Origin of the sequence: Curtobacterium sp. MCJR17_020, from assembly GCF_003234365.2 — a bacterium.
Lineage (GTDB): Bacteria > Actinomycetota > Actinomycetes > Actinomycetales > Microbacteriaceae > Curtobacterium.
This window is the reverse complement of the sequence record NZ_CP126260.1, coordinates 1,853,017-1,871,464: the sequence shown is the minus strand read 5'-3', so window position 1 is coordinate 1,871,464 and position 18,448 is coordinate 1,853,017. Positions and strand designations below refer to the sequence as shown.

Below are 18,448 nucleotides of genomic sequence, written 5' to 3'. Positions count from 1 at the left end.
GTCTCCCCTCGGCACGCATGCCGTCCTCTGGAATACCAGTCCGGATCCGTGCCAGGATGGTGCGGTCAACACCAGGGGGGAATGACGATGGCGAAGATCCACGGGAACGATCCGACCGGTTACTCGTACAGCGCGGCGGATGCGCTGAAATCGGCTTCGACGGCGCTCGCGTCGTCGATCGGCGGCCAGTCCGGTTCGCGCTCGTCATCGGTGACGACTGCGCGTGCGGAGTTCCGCGGGTACTTCTCCGAGGTCTTCGCGGACAACGCCGACATCGGTTCGCGCAGCGCGACGAAGCTCGTCGAGTCGCTGCAGAGCCTGTCGGGGTTCGTGCAGCAGCTGCGCGACGCCGCGAAGGACGAGGACGACCGGCGGAAGCAGGCGAAGGAGTGGACCGCCCGCAAGCGTGAACGCGAGGAGAACCTCCTCGTCGCCGCCGGGCACGAGGTCTCGACGTGGTTCGGCGGGGGCGACGACCCGAAGCCGCCGGAGCCCGAGCCGGAGCCACGACTGCAGGCGGACGAGGTCAGCGTCACGGGGCGGGAGTTCCCGGCAGGCGGCGGGACCAGCGGTGGGACGTCGTCCGCCGTCCCCGCGGACCTCCGCTCCTTCGAGGCGAATACCCGGACACTCGACGCCGATCTGTCCGGCGCCGTCTCGACGTTCCGGAACGCCCTGAGCGACTACGAGGCCGAGTGCAACCCGTGCTGGGGCACCCTGAACGCCCAGTCGCTGCTGACCGCGGTGACCGACTGGCTCACGGCGAACGGGAAGGACGCCGACTGGGCGGGCACCGTCGCAGCGCAGTTCGAGGCCGCCGGTGGTGGTGCCGGGCCCGCGACGCTGTCAGACGCGGCGATCGCGGCAGCCCTGTCCTCGGCGGGGATCGACGCCGGACGTGATGACTTCACCATCGGGCCGTTCTCGGCCCTGGGAACACCCCCGACGAACGGGTTCGCCGACGACCCGGTCAACACCGCTACCGGCAACTTCCTCGAGCCCGAGACCGACCTGTCCTTCGCGGGGCAGGCCGCGTCGCTCCGGCTCGCCCGCATGTACAACTCACTCGACGGCCGCGTCGGGGTGTTCGGACTCGGGTGGTCCTCGATCCTCGACGTCCGGCTCGAGGTCAGCGACGAGGCCGCCTCGGTCGTGCTGGACGACGGTCGGCAGATCGACTTCCCGCGGCAGGGGGACGGGTGGAGCCGCGGCGTCGGCGAGGACCTGTGGCTCCGGGCCGAACAGGACTCGCTCGTCGTGCGGGACAACGCCGGCGGTCGGTGGGCGTTCACACCGTCCGGACTGTGGCTGAGCAGCGATCGTGGTGCGGGCACCGCCGTGACCGTGCGCCGCGACGAGCAGGACCGGATCACCCGGCTCGCGCACGTGTTCGGGCGGTTCGTCGACATCGAGTACCGCGGCGACCGGGTGGCGTCCGTGACGGCGTCGGACGGTCGCCGCGTCGAGTACCACTACGACGACGCCCGCCGGCTGGTCCGGGCGACCGACGCTGTCGGCAGTCGTCGGTACCGCTGGAACGCGGACGGGCTGATCGACCGAGTGACCGCGGCGACCGGGGTCGTCGAGTGCGAGAACACCTACGACGACCGCGGCCGGGTCATCGAGCAGCGCACACCGTTCGGTCGACGGGTCCGGTTCACGTACCTGCCGGGTCGGGTCACCTCGGTCTCCGACGTCGACGGGGACCACGCGAACACCTGGATCGCCGACCGGAAGGGCCGCGTCGTCGGGATCATCGACACCGACGGGCAGCGCCAGTCGATGTCGTACGACCCGCACGGCAACCTCGTCTCGGTGACCGAGCGCGATGGTCAGGTGACCGTCCACGGGTACGACGACCGCGGGCGTCGGGTCCGGACCGTGACGCCGGAGGGCGCCGATCTGACCTTCGGGTACGACGAGCAGGACCGCATGACCACGGTGGTCACCGCGAACGGCGGGGTCGCCGAGTACGAGTACACGGGCGACGACCGGAACCCGTCGGCCGTCGTCGATCCCGTCGGCGGACGCACGCTGCTCGACTGGCAGGACGGGGTGCTCGTCCGCACCACCGATCCGACGGGCGTCGTCGTCACGTTCCACCACGACGCGTCCGGTGAGCTCGTCGGCGTCGAGAACGCCGTCGGCGACACCGCGCGGTTGGTCCGCGACGCCGGAGGTCGGATCGTCGAGGCCGTCACACCGCTCGGCCACCGGACCCGGTACCGCTACGACGCCGCCGGGCTACTCACCGCGCGCGAGGATCCGGACGGCGGACTGTGGCGGTTCGAGCACGGCGACGGCGGCCGGGTCACCGCGACGATCGATCCGACCGGTGCCCGCACCGAGGTCACCTACGGCCAGCACGGCGAGATCGTGTCCACCACGGATCCCCTCGGTCGCGTCGTGACGAAGGACTTCGACGCGTTCGGCAACGTGTCGACGATGACCCTGCCCGGCGGTGCCGAGTGGGCGTTCGTCCACGACGCGCTCTCGCGGCTCGAAGCCGTGGTCGACCCGGCCGGCGGCACCTGGAGGCGCGAGTACAACGCGGTCGGAGCCCTCGGCGCCACCGTCGACCCGACCGGTGTCCGCACCGAGGTGGGCCACTCGCGCACGGACGGCGTCTCCACGGTCCGCGACGCCTTCGACGCCGTGTCCGTCACGACCGACGAGTTCGGGCGTCCGACCCGGCTCGAGCACGCGGATTCCTCTGCTGAGCTGACGACGTACGACGCGTGCGGCCGCCCGGTCGAGCTCGTCGACGCAGACGGTGGCCTCACCCGCATCCAACGTGACCTCGCCGGACGCGTCGTCGCCGTCACCACCCCGGCGGGCCGCACCACCCGGTACGAGTACGACGCGTGCGGCCGACCGGTCTCCGCGATCGATCCCGCCGGCGCACGCACCACGCTGACCTACGACGCGGATTCGCGGGTCGTCGCGCGCACCCTGCCGACCGGCGAGGTCGCTCGGACCGAGTACGACCGCCAGGGTCGAGTCGTCCACGCCGACGTCCCCGGGGTCGGCACCGTCCGGTACCGGTACGACCGGGTCGGTCGCGTGGTCTCGGCGCGGGACACCCGCTTCGGCCAGCGGACCTTCCGGTACGACGCCGCCGGACAGCTCGTCGCCGCGGTGAACGGGCTCGGCGGCACCACCCGCTACGAGTACGACCAGCGTGGACGACTCGTCCGCACCGTCGATCCGCTGGGTGGCGTGACCGTCCGGACGTACACGCAGCTCGACAAGGTGGCCTCGTCCACGGATCAGCTCGGGCGCACGACGACGGCGACCTACGACGCTGCCGGACGACAGCTCACCCAGACCGATCCGGACGGCACCGTGCTGCGGTGGGAGTACGACGCAGCCGGTCGGGAATCCGCGCAGTACGCCGACGACCGTCTGATCGGCCGCATCGACCGTGATGCCCGCGCCCGCACGGTGACGATCACCGATGAGACCCGTCCGGGCTCCCCCACTGCACACGTCCTCGAGTTCAGCCGCCTGGGCCAGCTCGTCCGACGCTCGACCGGCGCGCGCGAAACGCGGTGGACCCACGACGCCGACGGGCTCCGCACCTCGGTGCAGTCCCCCGACGGGTCCACGACCCGGTACGAGCACGACGCCACCGGACGGGTCGTCCGGGTCGAGCACTCCGCTTTCGGCGAGGCCCGGTACGAACGCGACGCAGCCGGTCGGATGCTGCAGGCCCGGGCCGGCGACCAGTTGCAGACCTGGGAGTACGCGAACGGACACGTCGTCCGGCACGCGCGCATCGACTCGGACGGCACGCACCTCAGCACCATCGGGCGCGACGCCGACGGGCGCATCACCCGGGTCGACGGACCCGGCGGGAGCACCACCTACGAGCACGACGATGCCGCGCAGCTGGTGGCGTCCGTCCAGGACGGCAATCGCACGGGTTGGGTCTACGACGCAGCGGGTCGCCTGGTCGAGGAACGAACGGACTCCGGGGCCCGACGGTTCTCGTACGACGCCGCCGGACAGCTGACCAGGGTCGACGCTCCGGACGGGGCGCCCGGGGCGGAGTACGCCTACGACGGCGCAGGTCGACGGATCCAGACGGTCCGAGCCGACGGCGTGACGACCACGTACGCCTGGACCCCGCAGGGTCACCTCACCGGGGTGGCGGAGACCACCGCGGCGGGCAGCACCACGACCGACCTGCACGTCGACGCCCTCGGTGAACTCGCCGATGTCGACGGCGTTCCGATCGACTGGGACACCGCCGCGTTCGCGCCGACGCTCCTCGCTGTCGGCGACACCCCGGTCGTCCGCGCTCCCGGTGGTCTCACCGGGGTGGGCGACGGGTGGGCAACCAGCGGTCGGCGCACCACGAGAGCAGCCGACGACGCCGACCCGTGGCAGACGCTCGTCGACCTCGGCGGCTCTGGCCTGCCCGGCGGGATCGCCCTCGGCGCCGACGGTTCGCTGCAGGTCGCCAGCCTGGAGTGGATGGGTGCCCGCGCCTACGACTCGTCGTCGCGCGGCTTCCTGTCCGTCGACCCGGTCGCCGCGCCCGCCGGAGCAGCCTGGGCGGGCAACCCCTACTCGTTCGCCGGCAACGATCCGCTGCACGCCATCGACCCGCTCGGTCTCGCGCCCGTCACCGACGCGGAGCTGGAGGCTTACGCGGCGGCCGAACAGGGTCCGCTCGCCCGGGCCGCTGCGGCCACCGGCGACTGGTTCGCGGACAACTGGGAGTACGTCGCCGGCGGCGCGATGGTCGTCGCGGGCGGTGTGCTCGTCGCCACCGGCGTCGGCGGTCCGGTCGGCGCGATGCTCATCAGCGCCGGTGCCGACACCATCATCCAGAAGGCCACCACCGGCGAGGTCAACTGGGGCCAGGTCGCCGTCAGCGGGGCCTTCGGTGCCGTCGGCGGTGGTGCCGGTGCCCTGATCGGCAAGCAGCTGGTCAAGAACGCAGCAGAAGGTGCGGCCGAGAACGTCGCGAACTACGCGGTGAGTGGCCAGCCGGTGACCCCCGGTGGTCTGCTCCGGAACGCTGCCGAGGGTGCGGCGACGTCGGCGGCCACCGGCGGCACGATGTCGAAGGTCCACCTCCCGACTTCCGTGGCGAAGCTCGGCGACGAGACGCCGGTACCACCAGGCATCATCTACCGGCGCACGGACATCACTGGCGACCTGAAGCCCTACATCGGACAGACCAAGAGTGAAGACCACTTCCTCCTGCGCCAGGCCGCTCACGCACGAGAACACCCGGATGCCGCATTCAGATTTGAGAGGATCGACAGAGGCCACCCAGGAGTCGACCTGGACCGCCGAGAAGAGTTCCACATTCGCAACGAAGGCGGACCCACGAACAAGGGCAACCCGGATGGCGGCCTATCCAACAAGCGCCACCAGATGAGCGAAAAGCGTTACGACGCGGCAGGAGGAAGCCCGTATTGAGTACGAAACAGCAGGTCTACAAGGTCTCGATCGGCGACATCTTCACAGTGCCCCTCGGCGACGGCAGGGCTGCCCTCGGACAAGTGATCGGTAAGTACAAGAGTTCGTTGTACGTGGTCGTCTTCGATCTCGTCGTGCCTGAAGATGCAGTTCAGAGCCTTGACCTCAGCGACGTGGCCGCAACTCCGCCGCTCCTGGCCCGGATGACGTTCGACGCCCGGTTCCGACCGGGGATGTGGCAGATCGTGGGCAATCGCGCTCCGGATCAGCGACGGTTCCTTCCCGCCTTCAGCTATGGCTCAGACGATTATGACGGGGTACAGGTGACGAATTTCGACGGGACTAGAACGCGCCGGGCGGTGGGACGCGAGGCCACCCAGATCCCGCGACTCACGATTGACTCCCCGATCATCCTGGAGAAAGCAACTCGCGCTCACTACGGCTTGGAACCGTGGCTTCCCGCGTACGACGATCTTCGGTATCGCCCTACCCCCACGTCGTCCGACTTGTTTGGCGACGAGCGGTTCGCGGGGGAGCCAGCGGCATCGCCGCTGGCCTAGAGCACGTTCAGGGGTCCGGTCGGCATGATGCTCATCAGCTCCGATGAGGCATCAGATGAACCAACAGCGTAACGACAACACAGGGGTAACCTCGAATGACACCGAAGCGGAGGCTGCACTGGCGGACCCTTCGTCCGGGAAGTACACGAAATGCACCCAGTCACGCGGCTCCGACAGGTCGCCGCCCCGCAGCACGATCTGCTGCAGCACGGGGTTCGTCGGCAACGAGGGCTCGGACTCGGGGCGCTTGCGGAACGGCCACATGGGTCGAGTTTCGCAGACGGCACCACCGACAGACGGGAGGCGCGGTGCCAGGTGACACAGCGCCTTCCGTCCGTCTGCTCTTGCGTCTACCGCGCGCTGGCCGCCCGTGACGCCGGACCACCTCGGTGAGTCACGCGAGGATCCGGGCGTCGTGTCTCCGGCGGAGATGCTCAGGCGACCGGTGCCGCATGGTCGCCGTCCCACCCTGGTTCTGTTGCCGATCACCGCGCCGTCGCAGGACTACCGTCAGGGAAGACCGAGCCCGATCACAGCGTGAACTCGGGGCAGTTCCTGCTCGAAGGAACGTTGCGCGACCCCTCCCGAACGGCATCGAGAAGGGCGCGATCCAGCTCGATCGCGTCAGCGGCATCAATCCGGAGTTCTGACATGCAAGAAGTCTTCTTTCTCTCGTCCATGGACAGCAAGCGGTTCTCGTCTGTCTTCCGGTGCGAAGTGCAACGACCGATCGTGCTACCGAACGGTCACCATGCGCTGATGGTCAGCTGCGATCCGCCGCTGAACGGTCAGGAGCTCGGCCACCCGCTGGGCGTCGGCGAGCTGTTGCTCTGGAGTCGCTTCGAAGACGAAGACCTCTGGACCTTCCCCACCTTCCCGCACTTCGTGCAGATCTGTCTCCCTGACGTCGATCTGCCTGTCCATGCCATGCCTCCGAGCATCGCATGGGGCGAGATCTACAAGAGCGAGGCAGACGCGCACGCCCACGAGATGAGCGCTCGCCCGCGCTCCTCGACGAAGTGATCGATATGGGAACATCGATCCTTACGTTGACCAATCCAAGTCGTTGGATCGATACGAAATCCGCCAAGAGGCCGCGGCGTGATCCTCAGCACAGATCTCGAGCCGTACCGGAGCAGGGTAGTTCCCGGACCTGACGAGTTCGGTGAGTCCGAAGTCCTCATCCGCGGAGTCGTCCGTGGCGCAAAGGTGGAGGGGTACGAGAGTTGAGCGAAGTCATGACTGTCGAGGTGCTCGAAGGGATGATCGAGCGCTCGGGATTGAACGTTCCAGCAGATGCGCTGACCCTGTTGACAGAACTTAGTTGAACTTCTAGCGCCAGTGCATGATCTTGGCAATGGACCGATCCTGTTTTGCCAGGCCGAGGCGGGCGAGCGGATCGCGTCCTTCGTCGTAGACGCCGAACACCAAGTTCCGCTCGCAGCGACATACCTCGATCGGGCACCGACGCAAAAAACAATCTCCGTAGGAGCACTTCGTCATCTCTTGAAGGAATTGACAACCCCGGCCGCTTTGAAGGCGTCCGCGGCGCTTCTGCCTCAAGCCTGTGAAGAAGATCTCCGACTCAGCGTACAGGACGCCTCGAGCATCGCGCGGACACTTTGGACGAAGTACAACTTGGCCAGGGAGAAAGGTGTCGTAGTGATTGGGTTGGAAGAATTCACGACGAATCTCGCTCTCCTCGGTTCTACCGAGGTTCGCCTGTGTTTCGAGTGGCTTGAGGACTCCCTCGTGACTGTCGCACTCGAAAAGGAAAGGGACCAGGTGATGGGTGCGCTGTTCGTCACCAACTTCATCGGGAAACCAGGCGAACGTTGAGAACCAGTCTGGTCGCGGCCGATGACGACACCGCGTATCACCCGCGACGGCGGATCCAGTTGTGCGCATCGATTCTGTCGACAGCACCACGGCGACAGTCGTCTTCGACGAGGCAGTAGTCAACCCGACGATGAGATTGGACGACTTCCTGGGGCGGTCTTCCGCAACCTTGACGAATCGATGTACGCTTTCCGGAGCGGTAAGTACGTCGTTTGGCCAAAAGAAACGGAGATGACATGCGCCTGTCCGTTGTGGGAGAAACCGTCAATTTCATCGGGATCGACCACATGGTCACGTTGCGCTTCTCCAACGGTGCAAGCACGGCTTTCGAATCCACATTCACGGTGCGTGAGCCGAGCGGAGCCATTTCCCAAGTTGCCCCGGACGGCGACAAGTCTTCGCTCGTTCCAGCCTTGCGTCTGCACACCCAGACGGTAATCGAGGCCCGGATCGACGAAAGCTCTCTGGAGCTGACCTTCTCCAGCGGAGTCGTGATGAGAGCCGATCCTGACGCGCAGTACGAGTCTTGGCACTACACCGGCCCGGAAAGACCGCCGGTGCGGGTGATCGCTCTCGGGGGCGGATATCTGTTCACCTCGATCCCAGACGACGAAGATGACCGAGCTGAACAACGCTGAGGACTGACGATGACCAGAACACAGCCAGACCTCTCGATCGCACACCTTCGAGCGGTCACCTGCAGGACGACCATCGAACCACCCGGCGGTGTCGTCTCGATGACCGCCGCGATCCCGGCCGACGCTGAGGTGCACTGCGACGCTGTCCCCTCGGACTTCACCGGTGCAGTCCGACGGCACTCCACGAAGAAGGAAGACCCTCTCCGACCGTTCATCGGTCCACTCGACGCCTTCGCGGACGCGCTCGGTGACTACGCACCCTCGTTTCGCTCGGTCAGACCCCGATCGTCAGCGGGATCAATGAAACGCCTCACGAGAAGGCTGCGGATCATCGTCATGCCGAGCGAGGGGCCCGCGATCTGGCTCACCAACACCTGATGACCGGCCGACGAGAGGCCGCTCAGCGGTTCTGGTTCTTCCGGAGGGGCCCCTCACACGAGGGGCCGCTGCCTGGCTTCCGGGACGTGTTCGAATCGTTGAACCTCACGCCCCTGCACTGGCTCGTCACGGAGCTCGACATGGTCATGCAACCGAGCTCGACTGTCGACGTGCACGAGTGGGACCGGCGACTCATGGCAGCGTCGGGACCCGGGCTTGGTTCTCGCACGACGAGATGCTGACGCTCGTCCAGGAGAACCACCAGATGATCGACTGCGAGTTCTTCGGCGTTCCCGTCGCCGCCGGAACCGATCCGGCGCAGGCAGTGCTCCGCATCGACTTCTTCGACAGCACTGAAGTCACCGTGTGCATCGACGGATCAGTCATCGAGATCTCGAACGCGATCGAGCGGGCTCTCGGACCCGCGGTGGCTTCGCACGTGGTCGGCAGTCGGGAGGGCGACACCACGGCACACCACATCGCGGCGATCCTGCGGACGTGCTTTGACGCGTCGCCGGACCCCAGGTCCGCCTTGCTGCGCGACCAGGTCGAGGCGGTGCGGACCGTCGACGAGTCGGTGCCGCGGATCTTCGACATCGTGCTCGCCGAGGCACCTCGGTCCGACTACGCCGACGGTCCTCTCCCATGGGCCGTGTACTACTGCTCCGACGAGGCCCCCCTCGCGGGCGAGGTACTCGTCTGGATGCTCGAGGGTCGCATCAACTTCGTCGAGTTCCCGTGGTTCACCACCGACATGCCGGCCGAGCTGCCTCGACCGGACCAGCTCATCCTCACATCCACCGACGAAGACGGAGTCCGCGATGTTCGGTAGACGGAGCAAGCCCGATCGGTCGACGCAGCAGTTTCACCAGGCCGACAGCGGCGCACAACTGTTCGCGCAGCTCCTGACCGAGACGCGCGCTGACCCCGAAACGTTGTTCACAATCGAAGTCGTCGACCACGGATGGCCGGGTCGGGACCTCGACGAGCGCGCACGCCAGCTCCGGCGCACCAGGGTGCCACGGACACCACTCGCGGCACCGGATCCAAGGGGACCCAGCACCCCCTCCGGGACAGCCAGTGTGTTCTACCCATGCAGCCGTCCGCCGTTCGCGGCCGCCGCCGGCGACGTCTTCCTCATACCGGACGGAGCGGGCGGTGTTTTGCTCGGGCACGTGATATCGGAACATTTCGATGCCGTCTACGTCGCCGTCTTCCAACGTCCCGAAGGAGTACCGCCGCCGGCGGATCCGCTCGTGGTGCTCGCGACGCAGCCCGTCATCGCCGGACTGACCCTGCCGGCGCGGTTCCAGCCAGGCATGTGGGAGGTCGTCGGCACCACGACGCCCGACTCTGACCGGCTCCTCCCCGCGTACTCCTGGGGCACCGCCACCGACGTCGAATACGTCACGGATTTCTCCGGCAAGAGGTCGCGGCCGGCGAGCGAGGTCGAGGCAGAGACCGTCCCCCATCGGATGGTCGTATCCCCGTTCTTCGTCGACATCGCCGTCCGTGCGGTGGTAGGCCTGGTCGACTGGCACCCGGACTTCGAACACCTGCGATACCGGGCTACGCCACGGTCAGTCGATCTCTTCCCACGGACCTGACGTGCGGGCGTGCGGCGCAAGCATCGCCGTCCTCCCAGCCTTCCTCCCACACCGTGGCGAGTGCCGGCCCATGTCCTTTTACCGTTCTGCGCGCTCGGCGGACCAGGGGTCACCGAAGAGGCGACGACGTGAGCAGATAACGGACGGGAGGCGCGGTGCCATCTGGCACCGCGCCTCCCGTCCGTCTGCTCTTGCGTCTACCGCGCGCTGGCCGCCCCGCGCCGCTGGACCACCTCGGTGAGCCACGCGAGGATGCGGGCGTCGAACCAGTCGGCGTCGTGGTTCCAGAGCTTGGTGTGCCGGGCCGTGGTCTGCACCTCGAGCCGCACCAGGTCGGGTCGGGCGCGCGCCAGGTCGTGCGACGCGGAGGACGGCACGAACCCGTCGTCGTCGCTGTGCAGCAGGAGGATCGGCACCGTCAGCTCGGCGGACCGGGTGACCATGTCGAGCTCCCGCAGGTCGACCGGCTGCTGGAGGCCGGCGAGCCGGTGCAGCACCGGCGTGCGGAGCAGACGCTGCGCGACCTTGCGCACCGGTCGCGGCAGCCCCATCAACTGGCTCTGCGACTTGAGCACCGCGTGCCAGTCGACCACGGGCGACTCGAGCACCACACCGTCGACGAGCCCGGCGAAGCGCGAGCGCAACAGGGTCTGCAGCACGACGGCGCCGCCCATCGACCAGCCCATGAGCACGACGCTCTGCGCGTTCTGGGCGCTGAGCCAACGGAGGACGGAGTCGATGTCCTCCCACTCGGTGCTGCCGAGGCCGTACCTGCCGTCGACGCTCGGCGGTGCGACGCCGTCGTTCCGCCACGATGCGAGCACGACGGAGTAGCCGGCGGCGCGGAAGACCGGGACCGCGCGGATGGTCTCGGCGCGGGTGACGCCGCGCCCGTGCACCAGGACGGCCCACGGGGCATCCGGGTCGTCGGCGCGCACGATCCAGGCGGGTGCGGGCCCGTTCGGGGTCGGGATGTCGATGTCTTCGACGGGCACGTCGAGCTCGCCGGGCGTCAGGTAGAGCCAGCCGCCCCAGCGGCCGCGACGTGCAGCGGTCGGGTCGCCGGCGTCGATCGCGATGATGCGGCGCGTGACGGTGGTGTCGGTGGCGCCGAGGACCTCACCGACGCGCATGTGCCCGGTGCCGGCGCCGAACCAGAGGGAGTAGCGGCCCTGCAGCTCGGTGTCGGCGGTCCGCTCGATGGTGACCGTCATCCGGACCGGGTCCACGGCGTGGATCGGGACGCGTTCGGTGCGTTTGCGGTCCGGGGTGACGACGGCGCGGGCGACAGCGGCGACGAAGCCGCCGATGACGGCCGTTCCCACCGCGGCGGCGGCCAGACCGGCGCCGAGCGCGATGAACCCGGCCGATCGTGCGGTCTCCTGGACGGCGTCCTCGGCGGGTCGCGCGGATCGGGACATGGCCCGGAGCCTAGTCTGCATGTGTGTCCGAAACCCGAGAGCCCGACGCCTTCGCGCGGCTCCGCGCGTTCGTGTCCTCCGGCAGCAGCCGCTCCGAGACCACCGTCACCGAGATCCCCTCGCCCACGCGGATCGCACCGTTCTCGATCGCCCTGGCGGCGGACGTGTCCGGCACCGCGCACGGCGTCGAGTCCGACCTCGGCACCGGACGGTTCATCGCCCTGTACGACCCCGAAGAACCCGAGGGCTGGGGCGGCGCGTTCCGGGTGGTCTCGTTCGCGCAAGCACCACTCGAACCGGAGATCGGCGTCGACGAGTTCGTCGCCGACGTCACGTGGAGCTGGCTCGTCGATGCGCTCGAGACGCATGGGGCCGACTACGACCACGCTTCAGGTACGGCCACCAAGATCATCTCGCGCGGGTACGGCGACCTCGCCGCACAGGGCGACGGCGCCCAGCTGGAACTCCGCGCGTCGTGGACGCCCCGCGGCGACGACCTCACCGCACATGTCCAGGCATGGCAGGACATCGTCGCCATGCTCGCCGGTCTGCCCCCTGCCTCGGACGGTGTGACCCTGCTGGCCCCGAGGAGGCTCGCCAAGTGACCGACCCCGCCAGCTCGACCCCCGGTGCGCCGGACCCCGCGTTCGAGGACTCGCACGAGGCCGTCAAGGTCATCGAGTCGCGCGACGACTACCTCGAGGCCGTCGCGGCGATCGCCGCCGGTCACGGGCCCGTCGCCGTCGACGCCGAACGCGCCAGCGGCTACCGCTACTCGCAGCGCGCCTACCTGATCCAGGTGTTCCGCCGCGGTGCCGGCGCGTTCCTGTTCGACCCGATCCCGATCGGCGACTTCTCCGAGTTGCAGGCGGCCATCGTCGACGAGGAGTGGCTGTTCCACGCCGCCTCGCAGGACCTGCCCTGCTTGCAAGAGGTGGGCCTCGTCCCGACCCGCATCTTCGACACCGAACTCGGAGCCCGCATCGCCGGGTTCCCCCGGGTCGGTCTCGGCGCCGTCGTCGAGCAGCTGCTCGGGATCACGCTCGCCAAGGCGCACTCGGCAGCAGACTGGTCGACCCGGCCGTTGCCGCAGTCGTGGCTCGTCTACGCGTCGCTCGACGTCGAGCTCCTGCCCGACCTGCGTGACGCCCTCGCCGCGAAGCTCGACGAGGCCGGCAAGTCCCGCATCGCGGAAGAGGAGTTCGACGCGGTGCTGCACCGCGCCCCGAAGCCCGTCCGTGCCGAGCCGTGGCGTCGCCTGTCCGGCATGCACGCGCTCCGTGGCGCCCGCGCGCTGGCGATCGCCCGGTCGCTCTGGGTCGCCCGTGACGAGTACGCCCGCGCGGCCGACATCGCTCCGGGGCGCACGATCCCCGACGCCGCGATCGTCGCAGCGGCAGCCGCCGCACCGTCGTCGCGCACCGAACTCGGCGGTCTGAAGGCGTTCACGGGTCGCGCCAGCCGGTCCGAGCTCGACCGCTGGTGGGCCGCGGTCGACGAGGGCCTGACGACCGAGGACCTGCCGAAGCTCCGCGGCTCCGGTGAAGCGACGCTCCCGCCGCCCCGTGCCTGGGCCGACCGCAACCCCGCCGCCGACCGCCGGTACAAGGCCGCACGGGCCGCGGTGACGAAGCGGTCGGAGGAGCTCGACATCCCGCTCGAGAACCTGCTCACCCCGGAGACCCTGCGTGTGGTCTCGTGGGCACCGCCGTCGCCGCCGTCGACCGAGCTGGTCGGGGCCGCCCTCGCCGCACACGAGGCCCGCCCCTGGCAGGTGGAGGAACTCGCCTCGATCATCGCGTCGGCCTTTGTCGCTGCTGCACAGCAGCCCGCGCCGACGGATGACGTCGAGTCGTAGGAACCGCCCAACCGGCATGCGGCCGCCCAGCCTGGGGGCATAGCGTCGGGAGCGTCGCCGGGCGAGGCCCGGCCGGCCGGAGCGACCAGCGTTCCGGCCCGATCGATGAGGATCTGGGAGGCCCGGATTGCCAAAGGCATCAGACGTCGTGTTCGTGGACGGAGTACGGACACCGTTCGGACGAGCCGGCGAGAAGGGGGTGTTCTGGAAGACCCGGTCCGACGACCTCGCGGTGCACGCGATGCGCGGACTGCTCGACCGGAACGCCTCGCTCGACACCGCAGCGGTGGACGACGTCGCCGTCGCGGCGACCACGCAGCAAGGTGACCAGGGGCTGACCCTGGGCCGCACCGTCGGCATGTTGGCCGGCCTGCCGAAGTCGGTCCCCGGGTACGCGATCGACCGCATGTGCGCCGGGGCCATGACGAGCGTCACGACGCTCGCGGGTGCCATCGCCTTCGGTGCCGCGGACATCGCGATCGCCGGTGGCGTCGAGCACATGGGGCGCCACCCGATGGGCTTCAACTCGGACCCGAACCCGCGGTTCATCGCCGAACGCATGGTGTCGAGCGACGCGCTGGTGATGGGGTCCACCGCCGAGCGCCTGCACGACCGCTTCCCGGCGATCACGAAGGACCGCACGGACGCCTACGCCGTCCAGTCCCAGCAGCGCTACGCCGCCGCCTGGGCCGCCGGCAAGCTGCAGCCCGACGTGATCCCGGTCGAGGTGAACAAGGGCGACGGGTGGGACGTCATCAGCACCGACGAGCCGCCGCGTCCGGGCACGACGCTCGAGGCACTGGCTGCGCTGAAGACGCCGTTCCGCCCGCACGGACGGGTCACCGCCGGCAACGCCGCCGGCCTCAACGACGGCGCGACCATGAGCCTGCTCGCCTCGGCCGAAGGCGCCAAGGAGCACGGCCTGCCCACGAAGATGCGGATGGTGTCGTTCGCCTTCGCGGGCGTCGAGCCCGAGGTCATGGGCGTCGGCCCGGTCCCCGCGACCGACAAGGCGCTGTCGAAGGCCGGCCTGTCGATCGACGACATCGGCTTGTTCGAGATCAACGAGGCGTTCGCGGTGCAGGTACTCGCGTTCCTCGACAACTACGGCATCGCGCAGGACTCCGCGAACGTCAACGCGTGGGGCGGCGCGATCGCCGTCGGCCACCCGCTGGCATCGAGCGGTGTCCGCCTGATGACCCAGGTCGCCGCGCAGTTCGCCGAGCGGCCGGACGTCCAGTACGGCATCACCACGATGTGCATCGGACTCGGCCAGGGCGGCACCGTCATCTGGGAGAACCCCGGCTTCAGCAAGTCCGCAGCACGTTCGGCTCGGAAGGGGGCATGAGCATGACCACCGTCGACACCGACCGTCTGTCCGAACTCAGCGAGGACGAGGTCGTCACGCACTCGTTCGTCAAGCACGTCACGATGCCCTCCGGCGGCACCCTGGCGCTCATCACGCTCGACAACGGCAAGGACTACAAACGTCCGAACACCCTCGGGCCGCGTACCCTCCACGAACTCTCCGGGGTGCTCGACACCCTGAAGACCGAGGCCACGGCCGGAACCATCCAGGGCGTCGCGATCACCGGCAAGGAGTACTGCTTCGCCGCCGGGGCCGACCTGTCCCAGGCCGCCGCGGTGCCCTCCCGCGAGGCCGCCCACGACCTGGCTGCCCTCGGGCACGCCACGCTCCGCAAGCTGTCCGACCTCGGGGTACCGTCGTTCGCCTTCGTGAACACGCTCGCCCTCGGCGGTGGGCTCGAGATCGCCCTGCACTGCACGTACCGGGCGTTCTCGTCCGCTGCGCAGGGCATCGGCCTGCCCGAGGTCTTCCTCGGCATCATCCCCGGCTGGGGCGGCGCGACGCTGCTCCCCCGCCTGATCGGTCCGGAGCGCGCGCTGCGGGTCATCGTCGAGAACCCCCTCAAGAACAACCGCCTGATGGACGGCCCGGCCGCGGTCGAGATCGGCATCGGCGACGTGCTGATCCCGTCGGTGACGTTCCTGCCGTCGGCAGTCGCCTGGGCCGACGGCGTCATCGCCGGTCGTGTGTCGGTCAAGCGGCCAAACGAACCCGGAATGCTCGAGAAGGCTGCCTGGGGCACGGTCGTCAAGGTCGCCCGTGGGCAGGTCGCGTCGAAGATCGGGACGGTGCCGAAGTCGCCGTTCCGCGCGCTCGACCTCGTGGCCGCCGCTCGCGGCGGTTCCCTGGACGAGCGGTTCGCCGACGAGGACGACGCCCTCGCCGACCTGCTCTCCGGTGACCAGTTCGCCGCGTCGATGTACGCGTTCGACCTGGTGCAGAAGCGTGCGAAGAAGCCCGTCGGTGCACCGCAAGGCGTCGAGCCGAAGAAGATCACGAAGGTCGGCGTCCTCGGCGCCGGTCTGATGGCCTCGCAGTTCGCGCTGCTGTTCGCCCGACGACTCGGCGTCCCCGTCGTGATCACCGACGTCGACCAGTCCCGCGTCGACGCCGGTGTCGAGCGGATCCGCGGTGAGGTCGGCAAGCTGCTCGAGAAGGGACGGATCTCCCCCGACGACGCCAACCGCATCACCGCACTCGTCAGCGGGTCGGTGTCGTACGACGCCTTCGCCGACGCCGACTGGGTGATCGAGGCCGTCTTCGAGGAGATGAGCGTCAAGCAGGAGGTCTTCCGGAAGATCGAGCAGGTCATCGCACCGGACGCCATCCTCGCCACCAACACCTCGTCGTTGTCCGTCTCCGAGATGGGCTCGGTACTGTCCGACCCGTCGCGCCTGGTCGGGTTCCACTTCTTCAACCCGGTCGCCGTGATGCCGTTGCTCGAGGTCGTCCGCACCGCCGACACCTCCGACGAGACGCTCGTCACGGCACTCGCCGTCGCGAAGACCCTCAAGAAGACGGCGATCATCACGGCCGACCAGCCGGGCTTCGTCGTCAACCGGGTGCTCGCACGGGTCCTCGGTGAGGCGATGCGCGGAGTCGAGCAGGGCACCTCGTTCGACGTCGTGGCGGCCGGTGCCGCACCGCTGGGACTGCCGATGTCGCCGTTCGAGCTGCTCGAGCTCGTCGGTCTGCCCGTCGGGGCGCACGTGCTCGACTCGCACCACGCCGCCTGGCCGGAGCGCTTCTACCCCGGTGACGGGCTGAAGAAGATCGCCGAGTACGGGAAGATCCTGACCCGCGACAAGAAGGGCAACGCGACCGGGTACGACCCCACAGCCGTCAAGCTCGTCGCGCCGTCGAAGAAGGACGCGAAGCCGGTCGACGCCGCCGCGATGCAGCAGCGCTTCGAGGACGCCCTGGCCGACGAGCTGCACCGCATGCTCGAGGACGAGGTCGTCCAGCACGTCGAGGAGATCGACCTCGGCCTGATCCTCGGCGCGGGCTACCCGTTCCAGGCCGGTGGGATCAGCCCTTACCTCGACCGCAGTGGTGCGTCCGAGCGCGTCTTCGGTGGGAGCTTCCACGACCCACTGATCGTCGGCCCGGCTTCCCGGTAGCCGGCGCGGGTCCCCCTCGCACCAGCAAAGTCGCCCCGAACCGCGGATCGCCGTGGTTGGGGGCGGCTTCGGTTGTGCGCTGGGATGGAGCGCCGGCCTCGGGAACGCTCGCCCCGGCGTACGGTGCAGGGATGACGCAGGAGTGGTGGGCACCGAAGGCCGCCGCAGGGCCGTCCGTGGTCCTGCCGGTCCCGCTCGACGCTGTACCGGCCCTGCTCCGACGGGCAGTGGACTCCGTTCCGGGTGCCGCGGCCATGGAGATCCGAGACGACGGCGCCGTCATCGCCCGCCGGACGTCGTTCGCACTGCGGGCCGAGAACATCGTCCTGGCCTTCCGGCGCGAGTCGGCCTCCTCGTCCCGCGTCCAGATCCTGCGCGAGGGCCGCGACGGTCTCGACTCCGGCCAGGTCCTCTGGGTGACGCCGATGGCGCGCGCAATCCTCGCTGCGCTGCGCTCAGCAGCTGCACCAGATCCGGCAGCGCCCCTGTCGTGAGCCGCCGTCAACCACCGACGCAGTCGTTGCTGCCGCTGAAGCACGGCGGCACCGACGGCCGTGGTGCCGGCGGCGCGGGCGGCTCGTTGTCGTACGACGTGAAGTACGCGGCGCTGTGCGTCACGACGAGCACGTAGTCCGCCCCGCTCGCCCGGACCGCGTCGTCGCGTCCGTCGACGCCGAGACCCGGTGCGGACTGCACGACGGACGACCCCTCCGACTGCCACAGTCCGAGTGACCCGTCCCAACCGCGGACCCGCACGACCGCGAACCGGTCCTGCCCGAGGTCGTTGCCGAGTGCGATCGACTGCCGCCCACCGATGTCGACCAAGTACGGTGTCGAGCCGTCCGGCTGGATCGCCTGTGCCACGAGGTCCTCGTCGGTCAGGCCGCCCGTGCGCAGCGCCGGTCCGGCGATGCGCACCGCGTCGACCGGTGTGGTCGCACCGTCGATCGTGTACACCGCCCCGGCGTCGATCCGACACGTCGTGCCCGAAGCGGGCTGGAAGAACCCGGAGTTGCTCGCGTGGCCGCACGAGTCGGTCCAGGTGGCATCGACCCGGTGGACCGCGACGGTGCCCTCCCAGTCGACCACACGGTGCATCGTCTGTCTGGCGCCGATCCGGGCATCGGCACCGAGACCCGGCGTGACCGTGCCGTCGTTCATCGCTGCGCACCCTGAGGACAGCGCCACCACCGCGAGACCGATCGCAACCGCCGTCGTCCTG

The 18,448-nt window shown here is 69.1% G+C and carries 16 protein-coding genes; 13 read left to right on the top strand and 3 right to left on the bottom strand.

Going from position 1 to position 18,448, the window contains the following annotated elements:
* Positions 1 to 87 precede the first annotated feature (87 nt).
* Positions 88 to 5,436 (top strand): DUF6531 domain-containing protein, encoded by a 5,349-nt coding sequence (locus DEJ14_RS08845; protein ID WP_146249815.1) that lies wholly within the window; start codon positions 88 to 90, stop codon positions 5,434 to 5,436.
* Entirely contained in the window at positions 5,433 to 5,996 is a 564-nt protein-coding gene (locus tag DEJ14_RS08840; RefSeq protein ID WP_181437627.1) for an Imm26 family immunity protein, read from the top strand. Before DEJ14_RS08845 ends, DEJ14_RS08840 begins: the two co-directional genes overlap by 4 nt.
* Positions 5,997 to 6,526: 530 nt before the next feature.
* Here the strand turns inward: DEJ14_RS08840 and DEJ14_RS08835 are convergent.
* The gene (locus DEJ14_RS08835) at positions 6,527 to 6,649 is read right to left on the bottom strand and encodes a hypothetical protein (RefSeq protein ID WP_258373345.1); all 123 of its coding nucleotides are present in this window, start codon (positions 6,647 to 6,649) and stop codon (positions 6,527 to 6,529) included.
* On the opposite strand from DEJ14_RS08835, the gene DEJ14_RS08830 reads away from it, so the two are divergent.
* From DEJ14_RS08830 to DEJ14_RS08805, 6 genes are all read left to right on the top strand, one after another.
* Entirely contained in the window at positions 6,648 to 7,019 is a 372-nt protein-coding gene (locus tag DEJ14_RS08830; protein WP_111086367.1) for a hypothetical protein, read from the top strand. The genes DEJ14_RS08835 and DEJ14_RS08830 overlap by 2 nt on opposite strands.
* A gap of 318 nt (positions 7,020 to 7,337) precedes the next feature.
* Positions 7,338 to 7,835: a hypothetical protein gene (locus tag DEJ14_RS08825; RefSeq protein ID WP_146249816.1), complete on the top strand. Its 498-nt coding sequence runs from the start codon at positions 7,338 to 7,340 to the stop codon at positions 7,833 to 7,835.
* A gap of 236 nt (positions 7,836 to 8,071) precedes the next feature.
* Positions 8,072 to 8,473 carry a DUF6188 family protein gene (locus DEJ14_RS08820; RefSeq protein ID WP_111086368.1) on the top strand — a complete coding sequence of 134 codons (402 nt, stop codon included), beginning with the start codon at positions 8,072 to 8,074 and terminating at the stop codon, positions 8,471 to 8,473.
* Between the two features lie 99 nt (positions 8,474 to 8,572).
* Complete coding sequence (locus tag DEJ14_RS08815; RefSeq protein WP_111086369.1) at positions 8,573 to 8,851, top strand: hypothetical protein; 279 nt, start codon at positions 8,573 to 8,575, stop codon at positions 8,849 to 8,851.
* 235 nt (positions 8,852 to 9,086) lie between these two features.
* Positions 9,087 to 9,683 carry a hypothetical protein gene (locus DEJ14_RS08810; protein ID WP_111086371.1) on the top strand — a complete coding sequence of 199 codons (597 nt, stop codon included), beginning with the start codon at positions 9,087 to 9,089 and terminating at the stop codon, positions 9,681 to 9,683.
* Entirely contained in the window at positions 9,673 to 10,458 is a 786-nt protein-coding gene (locus DEJ14_RS08805; protein ID WP_111086372.1) for a hypothetical protein, read from the top strand. Before DEJ14_RS08810 ends, DEJ14_RS08805 begins: the two co-directional genes overlap by 11 nt.
* A gap of 197 nt (positions 10,459 to 10,655) precedes the next feature.
* On the opposite strand, the gene DEJ14_RS08800 is transcribed toward DEJ14_RS08805, so the two are convergent.
* Positions 10,656 to 11,879: an alpha/beta fold hydrolase gene (locus DEJ14_RS08800; protein ID WP_111086373.1), complete on the bottom strand. Its 1,224-nt coding sequence runs from the start codon at positions 11,877 to 11,879 to the stop codon at positions 10,656 to 10,658.
* Between the two features lie 23 nt (positions 11,880 to 11,902).
* On the opposite strand from DEJ14_RS08800, the gene DEJ14_RS08795 reads away from it, so the two are divergent.
* The 5 genes from DEJ14_RS08795 to DEJ14_RS08775 all read left to right on the top strand — a co-directional run bounded on the left by DEJ14_RS08795 (position 11,903) and on the right by DEJ14_RS08775 (position 17,720).
* Positions 11,903 to 12,484: a DUF3000 domain-containing protein gene (locus tag DEJ14_RS08795; RefSeq protein ID WP_111086374.1), complete on the top strand. Its 582-nt coding sequence runs from the start codon at positions 11,903 to 11,905 to the stop codon at positions 12,482 to 12,484.
* Positions 12,481 to 13,737 (top strand): HRDC domain-containing protein, encoded by a 1,257-nt coding sequence (locus tag DEJ14_RS08790; RefSeq protein ID WP_502868826.1) that lies wholly within the window; start codon positions 12,481 to 12,483, stop codon positions 13,735 to 13,737. Before DEJ14_RS08795 ends, DEJ14_RS08790 begins: the two co-directional genes overlap by 4 nt.
* Positions 13,738 to 13,885: 148 nt before the next feature.
* Entirely contained in the window at positions 13,886 to 15,085 is a 1,200-nt protein-coding gene (locus DEJ14_RS08785; protein WP_284180442.1) for a thiolase family protein, read from the top strand.
* The gene (locus DEJ14_RS08780) at positions 15,082 to 17,226 is read left to right on the top strand and encodes a 3-hydroxyacyl-CoA dehydrogenase NAD-binding domain-containing protein (protein ID WP_111086376.1); all 2,145 of its coding nucleotides are present in this window, start codon (positions 15,082 to 15,084) and stop codon (positions 17,224 to 17,226) included. The genes DEJ14_RS08785 and DEJ14_RS08780 overlap by 4 nt, the downstream gene beginning before the upstream one ends.
* A gap of 131 nt (positions 17,227 to 17,357) precedes the next feature.
* Positions 17,358 to 17,720: a hypothetical protein gene (locus DEJ14_RS08775; protein WP_111086377.1), complete on the top strand. Its 363-nt coding sequence runs from the start codon at positions 17,358 to 17,360 to the stop codon at positions 17,718 to 17,720.
* Between the two features lie 7 nt (positions 17,721 to 17,727).
* Here the strand turns inward: DEJ14_RS08775 and DEJ14_RS08770 are convergent, their stop codons facing one another.
* On the bottom strand, positions 17,728 to 18,387 hold the full coding sequence (locus DEJ14_RS08770) for a hypothetical protein (RefSeq protein WP_111086378.1): 660 nt from the start codon (positions 18,385 to 18,387) through the stop codon (positions 17,728 to 17,730).
* Positions 18,388 to 18,448 lie beyond the last annotated feature (61 nt).